At 39.9% G+C, this 296-nt stretch carries 1 pseudogene; it reads left to right on the forward strand.

The features are described 5' to 3' along the window. Positions 1-296: pseudogene (locus tag ACNQ0T_RS23860) on the forward strand (hypothetical protein); the annotation flags it as partial.

The raw sequence follows: 296 nt of genomic DNA on the forward strand, positions 1-296 counted from the left end.
TGATAGAAGAACAAGGTCAGGGGGTTGGTAAACAGGCTCGAGACCTTGAGACTATAGGGATGATGCCTTTGCTTTTAAGAAATATATTGGCAACTATCCCTAAAGAGTTATTACCTGATGAAATTGATTCAACAATACCACGACAACCGAGAGATGCAGATCCAGGACCTGCTGATCCTAATGCTCCTACAGGTCCTACAGAACCATTAGACAGAGGGATAACCATTAATGTTGGTGGGATTAATATTGATAATCGTAGCTATAATTATGATAGTCATGATATGACGACCACTAAT

Origin of the sequence: Enterobacter cloacae complex sp.6700776 (assembly GCF_048284255.1) — a bacterium.
In the GTDB taxonomy this organism is placed as follows: Bacteria; Pseudomonadota; Gammaproteobacteria; order Enterobacterales; family Enterobacteriaceae; genus Enterobacter; species Enterobacter intestinihominis.